This is a genomic window from Amycolatopsis sp. CB00013, from assembly GCF_001905755.1.
GTDB classification, from domain to species: domain Bacteria; phylum Actinomycetota; class Actinomycetes; order Mycobacteriales; family Pseudonocardiaceae; genus Amycolatopsis; species Amycolatopsis japonica.
In genome coordinates this window covers 419,757-432,237 of sequence record NZ_LIWC01000003.1, presented here as the reverse complement: position 1 = coordinate 432,237, position 12,481 = coordinate 419,757, and the positions used below count along the sequence as shown (strand labels likewise).

The 12,481-nt window shown below is 68.8% G+C and carries 8 protein-coding genes; 6 read left to right on the top strand and 2 right to left on the bottom strand.

Annotated features, from left to right (window positions below):
* The first annotated feature begins 123 nt into the window (after window positions 1-123).
* Entirely contained in the window at window positions 124-1,776 is a 1,653-nt protein-coding gene (locus AMK34_RS21625; protein WP_073846573.1) for a DUF2079 domain-containing protein, read from the top strand.
* A gap of 1,342 nt (window positions 1,777-3,118) precedes the next feature.
* Here the strand turns inward: AMK34_RS21625 and AMK34_RS21620 are convergent.
* Both AMK34_RS21620 and AMK34_RS21615 read right to left on the bottom strand, forming a co-directional pair.
* Entirely contained in the window at window positions 3,119-3,565 is a 447-nt protein-coding gene (locus AMK34_RS21620; RefSeq protein ID WP_073846572.1) for a nitroreductase family deazaflavin-dependent oxidoreductase, read from the bottom strand.
* A gap of 1 nt (window position 3,566) precedes the next feature.
* On the bottom strand, window positions 3,567-4,307 hold the full coding sequence (locus AMK34_RS21615; RefSeq protein ID WP_073846571.1) for an SDR family NAD(P)-dependent oxidoreductase: 741 nt from the start codon (window positions 4,305-4,307) through the stop codon (window positions 3,567-3,569).
* 88 nt (window positions 4,308-4,395) lie between these two features.
* Here AMK34_RS21615 and AMK34_RS21610 point away from each other — a divergent pair, with 88 nt between their 5' ends.
* The 5 genes from AMK34_RS21610 (at window position 4,396) to AMK34_RS21590 (ending at window position 12,097) form a co-directional block, all read left to right on the top strand.
* Complete coding sequence (locus tag AMK34_RS21610; RefSeq protein WP_038516847.1) at window positions 4,396-7,452, top strand: BTAD domain-containing putative transcriptional regulator; 3,057 nt, start codon at window positions 4,396-4,398, stop codon at window positions 7,450-7,452.
* A gap of 19 nt (window positions 7,453-7,471) precedes the next feature.
* On the top strand, window positions 7,472-8,062 hold the full coding sequence (locus AMK34_RS21605) for an MmyB family transcriptional regulator (protein WP_051972621.1): 591 nt from the start codon (window positions 7,472-7,474) through the stop codon (window positions 8,060-8,062).
* Window positions 8,063-8,639: 577 nt separating this feature from the next.
* Window positions 8,640-9,176, top strand: a complete 537-nt coding sequence (locus AMK34_RS21600) for a MarR family winged helix-turn-helix transcriptional regulator (RefSeq protein WP_241832820.1) — start codon at window positions 8,640-8,642, stop codon at window positions 9,174-9,176.
* Window positions 9,177-9,301: 125 nt separating this feature from the next.
* Window positions 9,302-10,822 (top strand): MFS transporter, encoded by a 1,521-nt coding sequence (locus AMK34_RS21595; protein WP_083649938.1) that lies wholly within the window; start codon window positions 9,302-9,304, stop codon window positions 10,820-10,822.
* Window positions 10,823-10,891: 69 nt separating this feature from the next.
* Window positions 10,892-12,097, top strand: coding sequence for an FAD-dependent monooxygenase (locus AMK34_RS21590; RefSeq protein ID WP_038516849.1), 1,206 nt, complete (start codon window positions 10,892-10,894; stop codon window positions 12,095-12,097).
* Window positions 12,098-12,481: the final 384 nt, after the last annotated feature.

The window sequence follows — 12,481 nt, the reverse complement described above, 5'->3', positions numbered from 1 at the left end:
GAACCTCACTCTTGCCAAGCGCCACCAAGTCCCGTAAAGACACAGCTCACAGCACACCCGGAACGCAATCGGGCAGACCGCCCAACTCCGGAACGCGTGCTCACTCACCCCGGCAGGAGATTCGTGAATCAGTACGCCCCCGCTCGTCCCGCGGATACGGATGAACTTCCGCGCCCCGCGCAGGCCCGCCTGTGGCGGCGAAGTGGCCCGGTCGCATTGTGGCTTTTCGCGGTCGTCCCGTTCGGGCTTGCTCTCTTCACCGCCGTGCGAGCTCCGAAAATGCACGTGCTGCTCGATTACTGGCATGTACTGGCGAAAATCACCGACGACAATGGCGATCTGCTGTTCGGTCAGGTGTTCACCTATCACCTCGACCAGCCCTTCGTCCTGCCTTCGCTGTTGTTCTGGGCGGACGCGGCGTGGTTCGGCGGGGACAACCGGATCCTCACCATCCTCACGGTGCTGCTCACGGCCGGGATCGTGGCCTGCCTGTACTCGATGCTCCCGGATTCTCTTTCCACTACGAAGAAATCCGTTTCTCTGGCAGGCTTTTCGTGGTTGCTGTTCACTTCCCATGCGGCGGAGCTGTGGTTGCAGGGCACCAACGGGATCAGCTGGATCCCCGCGGTGTTCTTCTGCGTGCTCGCGATCGCCTGTGCGCACCGTGGCCTGAACTGGGCAGCAGGTGTCGCTGCGGCGCTGGGCTGCCTCAGTTTCGGCGCGGCGCTGCCGATCTGGTTCGTCCTGGCACTGATCGCCTGGCTGCGCAAGGACTCCCGCCTGCGGGTCCTCATTCCCGGCACGATCGGAGTTCTCGTTGTCACGGCGTGGTTTCTGACCAAACCGTCCGGTCAGCACTCGCTGGCCACGTCGGCGTTCGACCCCGACGGCAGGCTGTCCGTTCTCGCCGCCGCGCTCGGAGGACTGTGGTCGGCCGACGTCGCGGTCGTCGCGGTGATCGCGGGCGGGATCACGATCGCCGCCCTGGTTCACTTCGCCCGAGAAGCAAGTCCTCGAGTCTCTGGCTGGATCGCGCTCGCCACCCATGCCACCTTGCTCGCGGGCATGCTGGCGCTGGGTCGTACGACCGATCAGGTGCCCGGCGGCAATGTCGGACTCATCAGCCGATATGTCGTCATCGGCGCGCTCGCCACCAGCGCCCTGCTGGCATTGGCGGCCATCAACCGTCCACAATGGTCACTACGGCACCTGCTCATCGCCACTGTGACCGTCGCACTGGTCACTCACGCCATCGGCGGCGCCAAAGCAGAGCGCGTCCGGCACGACTACGCCCCCTTGAATCTCGCGGCCATCGCCCTGCGCGTGGACGCACCCACCGTCCTCGACACACTGCACATCCAACGCACGGCCGCGCCCGCGGCGCGCTCACTCGGCGCCTACCCCTTCAACGACACCTTCACCCTCGGCTGCGGCGGACCCGAACTCGGCACCCACCTCTCGACTCCGGCCCCACTCCCCCGTGGCACCGAACCCGGGAACACACGCGGCGAAACCGATATCTCACTGGCGGGAGACATGGTCCTCAGCGGCTGGGCCACCATCGGCGGCACGCGAGCCGACTGCGTTCTCGTCGTCGATCAGAACAACGTCGTCATCGGCGGCGGCCTCATCGGCCTGCCAAGTTCAGCCGCCAGGACGAAGACTCCCGCACCGGAAGGAATGGCCTGGCAAGCCGTCGCACCAGCCGGTACCGCGATCGGCGGGATTATCGCCGTGAAGGCGGGCGCACTCTACCGACTGCAACAACAAAAGTGATGATCACCGCGTAGCCGCGTCGGGCGACTGCAGGTCCGGCTCCGATTGCGCCCGCGAGGCGCCCGCGCAGCGTCCGAGGTATGCCGTGGCGGCCACTTGCAATACCGTGTCGTTACGGTTTGAGGGTTCCATGACCTCCCATGCTGAGCGGATACAGTCAGGCTTACGCCTGGGGAGGCGCACGTCACGCGTACTTGCGCTGACCTGTCGCGCTCGCTGATGCGCTATCCGCGGCAATATGGCTTTCGTTCCTCTCGGCGGATGCGCCCTCGCCGCATCCGCCGAGCAGAACACCCCCAGCAGGTGATGACTCAGCCTGGGTAGGCGCAGACGGTCGTGTAGTTCGCGCCCGGCCGTGTCGTTTCCAATCCACCTGTCCACGCACGTGCGCCGGTACCACGGTGCCGTCCCGCTCGACGCCGCAGTCGACAAAACCGCGACCGCGGCGGTGGGGTGTCGTCGGCGGCACGGTGGATTCCGTGGCATCGGATGTCGTGCGGCCCGCGGTCCGGGACGTGGTCCAGCCATTCGCGGGCGCGGCCAGGCCCACCACCCCGGTCGTGACCGGCCACCCCGGCAAAGGCCTCTCGGCGCGCGACAATCGGACGTGCGCATGCGGGGAGCACCCGTGGCTGGTGTGGTGTCGTACATGGTTCTCCGGATCATCCCCGCGCATGCTGGGAGCACAGACCGGTGGTGTGTGAACCGCGCGGCGCTTCCGGATCATCCCCGCACATGCGGGGAGCACGTCATCTGCTGCGCGGGGACAGCCCAGCCGCCGGATCATCCCCGCGCCTGCGGGGAGCACCGGACACCGATGCCGCGGTCGTCGCAGAGCTTCGGATCATCCCCGCGCCTGCAGGGAGCACCACGTGGAGGCGTCAGCGACGATGTCGACGCCGGATCCATCCCCGCGCCTGCGGGGAGCACTGGTACCGCGGCCTCATCCAGAAGAACCCGAACGGATCATCCCCGCGCCTGCGGGGAGCACGAGCGGACGGTGAGGGCGACGTCCGGAGCCAGCGGATCATCCCCGCGCCTGCGGGGAGCACACGATGAACTGGCTGGCGATTGGTCTTGTCAGGCCACACAAGCCCGCCGCAACTAACCATCAACGCCGAACATGTCGTGGAAGCAGACCTCGACGTTCCGGCCGGGGTTGTGTCAATCGTCGGCTGCACTCAGCCGCCGCGGGCCCGTCTCCCTGGGCAGGCTGATCCTGCTTCACAGAGACGCGCATTGGAATCTGCCACGTTCCTGTGAGCCACGTCCTCGTCGACGGCACTGCCGGAGTGCTTCTCGGCGGCTGGTCCGTCCGCGTGCCGCCGAGAAGCACCTGCCGTTACGCCGCTGCCTCACGTGCGACGAGTTCCAACACCACCACTGGAATGACTCGGCGGCTGTATGCCTCGTAGTTCCGGTACACCGGGGCAAGTTCGACCATCAGCCGCCACAGTCGCTCACGCTCCGTGCCCTCCGCGGTGCGGGCCCGGGCGGCGAAACGCTCGCCGCGGATCTGGACGCCGACCTCGGGGGTCGCAACCAGGTTCAGGTACCACTGCGGATGGGTGTGCGTGATCGCTGAGCCCGACGCCACCAGCACGTACCGGCCACCGTCCTCACCGTAGAACAGACCTGTGCGGTACAGCTTTCCCGATCTGCGGCCGCGGTGGGCGAGCACGAGGTTGGTCACTCCGCCCTCGCGGTAGCCGCTCTCACCGTTCGTCGCGAGATACCTGCGCACGTGTTCGGCGACGGACGGGTCCGGGCTGTCGAGCGCCTCGACCATCTCAGTGTCCGAGCCCTTGTGCGAGGCCGCCGTCAACGGCTAGTTCGACGTTCGTGGTGAACGTCGCTGTTTCGGCCAGGAAGAGCGCCGCCGCGGCGACCTCCTCGACGGTGCCCATGCGGCGCAGCGGGGTCGACTCGTCGCCCTGCCGTTCGAACTCCCTGCGCTGCTCCTCGGTCAGGTCGGTCACACCCATCGACGGGGTCTTGATGTACCCAGGCGCCACGCTGTTCACTCGAATCTTCCTGGGCAGCAGCTCCACCGCGAGCACGTGTGCGAACGCGCGCATTGCCTCCTTCGACGCCGAGTATGCGGCGAGCCCCGGGAATACGACGTCGTTGGCGACGGTGGTGAACACCACCGCGCCGCCGTCGTTGAGCAGTGGGGCGAGCCGCTGCACAGTGAAGAACGCACCCTTGGTGTTGACCGCGAAGTGCCTGTCCCACGCCTCCTCCGTCACCTCGGCCAGTTCGGCGAACTGCGCGATGCCGTGGTTGACGAAGAGGTAGTCGACGCTGCCGAGCCGCTCGGTGACGAGCTCGCCGAGCGCGGCGATGTCGGCCATGCTGGCCGCGTCGGAGCGCACCACGTGCGCCGCCTCGCCCTTGAGCGTCGTGCGTGTCTCCTCGAGGTTCCGCTCGTTGCGGCCCGTCAGCACCACCTCGGCACCGCGCGCGAGCAGTTCCCGCACGATCGCCAGTCCCATGCCGTGGGTGCCACCGGTGACTACAGCCTTCTTCATCGTTCACTCCGTTTCGTCGCTGACGAGGTGACTGTGCTCTGGCGGGCTGTCGGTCTGCCGTCGGTTCGCTGGCGGCTACCGTGGTCGCATGCGTTTCGGGGTGTTGGGACCGCTCGCGGTGTGGACGTCGGGTGGTGATCCCGTCACCGTTCTCGAGGCGAGGGTTCGCATGTTGCTGGCGCGCCTGCTGGTCGCCCCTGGGCGGGTCGTGTCCACCGACCGGCTGATCGACGACTTGTGGGGCGAGGTACTCCCGGCCAACCCCACGAACACTCTGCAGACCGTCGTGTCGCGCCTACGTCGCGCCGTCGGCACCGGTCTCGTCGTGCACCGCCGGCCGGGTTACCTGCTGGACGTGTCGCTCGACGCCGTGGACAGCGGCCGGTTCACCGAGCTCGCCGGCCACGCGCGGCGCGCGACCGACCCGGGCAGGCAGGCGGCGCTGCTCGCCGAGGCACTCGGGCTGTGGCGAGGCGAGGCGTTCGCCGGGTTCGCTGACGAGCCCTTCGCTGCCACGGCGTCCGCCACCCTCGACGAGCAGCGCCTCGTGGTCTGGGAGGACTACGCTGAGGCGCGGCTGCGGCTCGGGGACCATGCGGCGCTCGCCGGTGAGCTGCGCGAGCTCGTCGAACAGCACCCTCTGCGCGAACGCCTCCGCGCAGCACGCCTGCGCGCACTGCACCACGCGGGTCGGACCACCGAGGCGCTCGACGACTACCGCCGGCTGCGCGTGCTGCTCCGCGACGAGCTCGGACTTGAACCGGGCGCCGAACTCACGGCGCTGCACCAGCAACTGTTGCGTGGCGATGCGCCCGCGCCACCGACCCCGCGGCCACCCATCCCGCTGCCCACGCCGGCGACCGAACTCATCGGCCGGGACGGCGCCGTCGCCAACGTGCGCACCCTGCTCGGCACTCACCGCCTGGTGACGCTGACGGGGCCGGGTGGAGTGGGCAAGACCAGGCTCGCACTCGATGTGGCGCGCGGCGTCGACGAGATGCGCCTCGTCGAGCTCGCCGGCCTGCCCCGAGAGACCACAGTGGACGGGCTGGCGGACGTCGCCGCCGCCGCGCTGGACATCCGCGACGGCGGCGGGCCGAGTGCCCCCGTCGAGCGGCTCGCCGACGCGCTACGCGACAGGCGGTTGCTGCTCGTCATGGACAACTGCGAGCATGTCGTCGAGCCAGTAGCCGCACTCGTGCCCCACCTGCTGCGGGCACCGGGCGTGCGCGTGCTCACGACAAGCCGGGAGCCGCTCGGCGTCTCCGGCGAGCACCTGTGGGAAGTGCCGACGCTCGATGTCCCGGCACCGGGCACACCGCCGGCGGACGTGCTGCGCTCAGGGGCGGTGCGGCTCTTCGCCGCGCGAGCAGCGGCGGCCTCCCCCGGATTCGGGCTGTCGGCCGACAACGCCGAGACCGTCGCCACGATCTGCCGCCGTGTCGACGGAATACCACTCGCCATCGAGCTGGCGGCGGCTCGCGTCCGCGTCCTCGGCACGGCCGAACTGGCCGACCGCCTCAGCGACCGGTTCGCGGTGCTCACCGGCGGACCTCGGGACGCGCCACTGCGCCAGCGCACGCTGCGCGCCGTGCTCGACTGGAGCTGGGAACTGCTGACCGCGGCTGAACGTACGGTGCTGCGCAGGCTCTCGATCGTCGCCGACGGCTGCACGCTCGACGCCGCCGAAACCGTGTGCTCCGCCAACGGCGTACAAGGCTCGCAGGTGCTCGACCTGCTGGCGCGCCTGGTCGACCGCTCGCTGGTGGTCGTCGCACACACCACCGACGGCCCTCGTTATCGGTTGCTGGAATCGGTGTCCGCCTACTGCGAGCAGCAGCTCGACCCGGGCGAGCGGGACCAGCTACGGCACATACACGCCATGTACTACACCTCACTTGCCGAGGAGGCTGCCTCACACCTGTGTGGCCCGGACCAACAGCGCTGGCTGCGCCGCCTCGACACCGAGACCGGCAACCTGCGCCACGCTCTCGGCGATGACCGCCTCGCGCCACGCCTGACGCGTGCGCTGACCTGGTACTGGTTCCTGCGCGGACGACTCACCGAGGCGCGGCGAGCGACGGCAGCCGCGAGCGAGGCGGTGACCGCAGCCTGGCACGCCGGGTTCCGACTACTCACCGGCGAGCCCACGGACAGCCACGCCGCACCGCACCTACGCGACGCCGTCACTGACCCCCGCGAGCACGCGATGGCGGGCTGGTTCCTCGGCTACGCCGCGACCAGGTTCGGCGAGATGCCGGTCGGCGAGACGCTCATCGGTACGGCGCTCGCCGAGTTCACCGACCTCGACGACCGCTGGGGCGTCGCGGCCGCCCTCAGCGTGCGCGCCGTACAACGCCACGTCCGAGGCGACCTGAATGAGTCCACTATGGACGCTCGACGGAGCCGCGCGCTGTTCGACGAGACCGGGGACCGATGGGGGCAGGTCCAGGCCGGGGCGGTGCTCGGCAGACTCTCCGAGATCGCGGGCGACTACCCTGCTGCGACGGCCTGGCACCGCGAAGGAGCCGAGCTGGCCGAGGAACTCGGGCTGTGGCCAGAAGTGTCCACGCGCTGGTCCGAGCTCGGCCGCATCGCACTGCTCGAGGGCGACCACATCCGCGCCGACGAGCTGCACGAACGAGGACGGGCGCTGGCCGCCGAGCACGGCGACACAGCCGGCCAGGAATTCGCCGAAGTCGGGCTCGCACTGTCCGCACGCCGCCGCGGCCGGTTCACCGAGGCCGAAACCCTGCTACGGCCATGGCTGGCATGGAACCGCCAGTTCGAGGCGGACAACGGTGCGGCCCTAATCCTCGCTGAGCTGGGCTTCGCCGCCGAACAACGCGGCGACGCCGAAGCCGCGCTCGACCTACACGCACAGGGCCTCGCCGCAGCCCAGCGCACCGGGGACCCGCGAGCGGTCGCTCTCGCCATGGAGGGACTCGCCGGCGCCCACCTGCTCACGGGCCAACCCCAGCGCGCGAATGACCTGCTCCATGCGGCGACACGACTGAGGGAATCCACCGGCGCACCGCTACCACCCGGCGAACGCGGAGACGTCGACCGCATCCAGGCGACGCTGCACATACTCAAGGACACAGCGCAGCAGAGCGCCGACCACGAGCTGCAGGAGTACCGGTAGCGGAAGGCACCAGCAGACATTGCCGGCTCAGACCAAGCGCACGCCCGGCACGGACTTGCTTCTCGCAAGACTCCGCCCTTATCTCGCGCGGGCCCCCAGCCGCACAATGGATGTCCTGGCCTGCAACCTCGGAGGCTGCGGTCACATCACGCGGACAAAACCCCTGCCCGGTATCGAATGCTGGCCGGCCGAGCAGCGCAACATCTCCCGCTACGTATTCTGCCACCCGGCCGCTCGCGACCTGTTCGCCGAACGGGACCAGGTGCTAGGCGGGTGCGTAGCCCGCCTACGCGCCCTCGCCGGCATCGAGCCCGACGCCGCGGACCTGACCCAGCTCGTCAACGAGCTACTCACCACGAGCCCAGAGCTCACCCGCCTGTGGGAACTCTACGAAGTACGGCCTCCCGCCCCGACAGCCAAGAAGATCAACCACCCCGAGGCCGGGACACTCGCCCTCAGCTTCCAGTCCATGCAGATCGAAGACACACCCAGGCATCGGCTGGTGACCTACTACGCCGACCCCGGAACACGGGACCACACCGCGATGGTCCATCTCGACCGAGTCAATGACGAACAATCCGGAGAACCTGTCCAACCACAACTCAGCTGACCTCACCCCAGGCGGACTTCGATACGCCACTCCGGCACCCGTTCGAGAGGTTCTGCCATTACCCCGGATAGCCGTCAAGATTCTCGCCGCAGGCGGTTAGATACCAGCGCAATCAACGATCAACCACACGCATGAATCGCCGGCCCACGGGAACCCGACACTCAGGCTGCCGGTCTGCCGCGGACGACCGTCAGCCCAGGCCTCGCCGGTTGACCTACCAGCCGGCGAGGCCGATCCGTTCGACGCCCCTCCCGCTCGGCCCGCAACGAGATCATGCGACGAAAGGATGGCGGCTTGGTCGCTTGTGGTAGCCCTGGCGGCCCGCCGGACAGCAGTAGCAGCGGAGGGCCATCCCGGGACCCCAACCCGGAATCCGGATGCCGCTTCGTAACAGGGGATCAGAGTGCGAAGGTCACGGCATCGCGGGCGGGCCAGATCTGGGGCCGACCGTGTTCGTGGTCGTCATGAGGACCAGGCGATAAGAAGCGAGGCTCCCGCAGGGGATGACCTCGGACCAGTGTCGGCCGTCACACAATTTCACTAAATTAGTTAGTGACTTATCTAGTAGTCTACTGTCATGACTTCCTCTGCTCGCGGCTCGCGTCGCGCCGCCATGTCGCCCACCACCGGGCGGGACCGCCTGTCTGGTCGGCGGCCGGTCGAGTCCCCTGGCGCGGGCAACGCGGTGATGGAGCGTCTGCAAGAGGTAGGGGTGCTGACGCGGGTGGTCGAGCAGGGTCTGAGTGGTGCTCTGGGGATCAATGCCACCGACCTGGCGGCGATGGAGCATCTCACTACCGACGGCCCGCTGACCGCCAAGGACCTCGCGGACCGGCTGCGGGTGTCGACCGCGGCGAGCACGCACATCGTGGACCGGCTCGAGAAGGCCGGGCATATCGTCCGCCGCCCGCACCCCACCGATCGCCGCAAGGTGATGGTCGAGCCGGTCGCGGAGTCGATGGACCGGCTCTTCGGTCACCTGCGTCCGCTGCTGCGTGGTGTGGAGGGCCTCGTCGAAGCGCTGGCCCCCCGCGACAGGGATGTCGTGGAGGCATTCCTGGCCGGAGTCGTGCAGGTCTACACGGACACGGCGGACTCCTTCCCCCAGGGCTGATCTCTCGCCGCGGCAGGCAAGCCGCCACACCTACCCAGCGGGGGCGCGTTCGTTCCGCGCGGATGTCCTCCGGCGTACGAACACGCCCTGAAAACGGGCGCTATAACCAGAATCCGGAGAAAATCATGGCTGTATCAGAGAAGACATCACCGAGGGCGGTGTGGTGGCTGCTGGCCACCGTGCTCGTCGTCGAGCTGATGGATCTGCTCGACTCGACGATCGTCAACGTGGCAGGACCGTCGCTGGAAAAGTCCCTGCGTTCGAGCCCTGTCGGCTTGCAGTGGGTGATCGGCGGCTACGCCCTGACTCTCGGCGCAGGCCTCGTGCTGGGCGGGCGGCTCGGCGACCGCTACGGACGCCGCCCGATATTCCTGTTCGGGCTCGTGGCCTTCACTCTCGCGTCGTTGCTGTGCGCGATCGCGCCGAGCATCGAAACGCTGATCACCTTCCGGCTGGTCCAGGGCGTGGCGGGGGCGATGATGCTGCCGCAGGGCCTCGGCATCCTGCGCGACAACCTGGCTCCCCGCGATCTCACCAAGGCCCTGGCGATCTTCGGGCCGGTGCTGGGGCTCGGCGGTGTCCTGGGCCCGGTACTGGGTGGCGCGCTGGTCGACTGGGACCTGTTCGGTCTCGGCTGGCGCCTGGTGTTCCTGGTCAACGTCCCGGTCGGTCTCGCGGCGTTGGTGTTCGCCTGGCGGCTGGTGCCCCGCGGCGGCGGGACCAGGACCCTGCGCGTGGACGTCGTCGGAGCCGTGTTCGTCGCCGCCGCGTCCGCGCTGCTGGTCCTTCCGCTCAACGAGGGACAGGCCGCGGGATGGCCGTTGTGGACGTGGCTTTCGCTGTCCGCCGCCGCGCTCGGCTACGTCGGATTCGCGCTGTGGCAGCGCCGGGTCGTGCGCTTGGGCCGCGATCCGCTGGTCACCCCGGCCCTGTTCGGCAAACCCACGTTCACCGTCGGGCTGGTCGCGGTCGCGTTGTTCTTCGGCGGCATGATCGGCACCCAGCTGGTGTTGACGTTCTTCCTGCAGATCGGCCAGGGGTTCACCGCCGGACAGGCCGGGCTGGGCAACCTCCCGGTCGCACTGGGAACCGCCGTCGGCGGCACGATCAGCGGAGGCCTGCTCGCCGCCAAACTCGGCCGCCGGGTGTTGCAGGCCGGAGCCATCGTCCAGCTCGCCGGTGTCGCCTGGCTGTGGCTCGCCCTTGCCGACACCACCGACTTCACGATCTGGCGGATCGTGCCCGGCAGCGCCGTCGCCGGCATCGGCTCGGGAATCGTGATCGCCGCGGTGTTCAACACCGTGCTCGGTGCCGTCGACGATGACGAGGTCGGCTCCGCCTCCGGCGTCCTGTCCGCGGTCCAGTCCATCGGCGGCTCGGTCGGTGTCGCGGTGTTCAGCACCGTGTTCTTCGCCGGCGCCCTCAGCGGCGCGGTCACCGAGAGCTTCCGTGACGCCCTCGTGGTCCAGGCGATCGTCATCGGACTGTTCCTGCTCATCTCACCGCTGTTCCCCCGACGCGCCCGCCCGGACGACGCGGACCTCGCCGCCGGTACCGACGCCACGACACCGGCGGACATCGTGGACGCGGACACCACGCTGGCGAGCGCCGCGCCAGCGTCCCGGACCGCCGAAGGCTCCCGCTGATCAAGGGCACCGGTCACCGCACCCGTGCCCATGACCAGACCCCGCCACCCCTTCGCGAGGAGGACACCCATGTCCCGCACCGTCCTGATCTCCGGCGCCAGCATCGCTGGACCCGCACTCGCCTACTGGCTCCACCAGCACGGCATGACCGCGACCGTGATCGAACGCGCACCGGAACTACGTCCTGGCGGGCAGACCGTCGACCTGCGCGGCGCCGGTCGCACCGTCATCGAACGGATGGGCCTCGAGCAGGCCGCCCGCGACCGCGTCACCCACGAGGAGGGAGTGCACTTCGTCGACGACCGCAACCGGATCCGCGCGTCGTTCGGCACCGATTCCCTTGATGGCGACGGGTTCGTCACCGAACTGGAACTCCTGCGCGGCGAACTCGCCGGCCTGCTCTACCAGCGCACCCGAGACGACGTCGACTACGTCTTCGGCGACGAGATCACCGGGCTGACCGACACCGACGACGGCGTGGACGTCACCTTCCGAACCGGCGCGGACCGGCGATTCGACCTCGTCGTCCTCGCCGACGGCCTCCGATCCCGAACCCGCGACCTCGTCTTCGCCGACATCGCCCGCACCCGCTCATTCGGCCTCTACACCGCCTACTTCACCATCCCCCGCGCCGCGTCCGACGGCCGCTGGGCCCGCTGGTACAACGCCCCCGACCGCCGCGTCGTCCTCCTGCGCCCCGACAACCAAGGCACCACCCGCGCCTCACTGTCCTTCCTGTACCCGCAAGCCGGGCTCGAACGGCTGCAAGCCCCTGCACAACAGGACTTCCTGCGCCGCCACTACGCCGACGCCGGCTGGGAAACCCCACGCGTGCTCGACACCATGGCCGACTCCCCGGACTTCTACTTCGAATCCATCGGCCAGATGCACCTCAAGAAGTGGTCACGCGGCCGCATCGCCACCGTCGGCGACGCCGCCTACTGCGCCTCCCCGCTCAGCGGCATGGGCACCAGCCTCGCCCTCGTCGGCGCCTACGTCCTCGCCGGCGAACTCAGCCGGCACACCGACCACAGCAACGCCTTCCACGCCTACGAAACCCTCCTGCGGCCCTACGTCGCACAAGCACAGAAAGTCCCCTGGATCGCACCCCGGCTGGCCTCCCCGAAAACCCGCACCGGCATCCGGCTCCTCAACACCATCGCAAGCCTCGCCACCAACCCCAAAATCAGCCGCCTCGCCACCCGATTCACCAACCCACCCTCAGACGCCATCGACCTCCCCACCTACCCCCACACCCAGCCGACCCCGCCCTGAGCAACGCACGCCCCCGCACCGGACGCCGAGACGCGTCGCTGCGATGTCGGATGCACATAGCCAACATGGGCACCGGAAGCCGGCCTGCACCTACGCTCTAAGCTTTGCAGCCGACAAAACCCTTGGCGTGCCAGGATTATCCCTCCATACGCCCTATCCGGTTGGGACTGTTCCAAGATCGGTGTTTCCGGCCCGACACGCCGGGCTGAGGGCCGGCGGGATGGGCGCTGTGAGTGATGACATCGGAGCTTGTGAGTCCACATAAGCGTGAGTCCAGGTCGGCGCGGGAGCTGTCGCCGGAGCAGGCCGCCGCGGCGGCGATGGTGGCCGAAGCGAAGGCGCGGGGCCGGCATTGACCGGCCCGGATGGCTTGCTGAAGCTATT

Coding starts and splice junctions, on each gene's coding strand:
- AMK34_RS21610 (WP_038516847.1), top strand. CDS start 4,396: ATGCGTTTCGGGGTGTTGGGACCGCTCGCGGTGTGGACGTCGGGTGGT.
- AMK34_RS21615 (WP_073846571.1), bottom strand. CDS start 4,307: ATGAAGAAGGCTGTAGTCACCGGTGGCACCCACGGCATGGGACTGGCG.
- AMK34_RS21590 (WP_038516849.1), top strand. CDS start 10,892: ATGTCCCGCACCGTCCTGATCTCCGGCGCCAGCATCGCTGGACCCGCA.
- AMK34_RS21620 (WP_073846572.1), bottom strand. CDS start 3,565: ATGGTCGAGGCGCTCGACAGCCCGGACCCGTCCGTCGCCGAACACGTG.
- AMK34_RS21600 (WP_241832820.1), top strand. CDS start 8,640: ATGACTTCCTCTGCTCGCGGCTCGCGTCGCGCCGCCATGTCGCCCACC.
- AMK34_RS21595 (WP_083649938.1), top strand. CDS start 9,302: ATGGCTGTATCAGAGAAGACATCACCGAGGGCGGTGTGGTGGCTGCTG.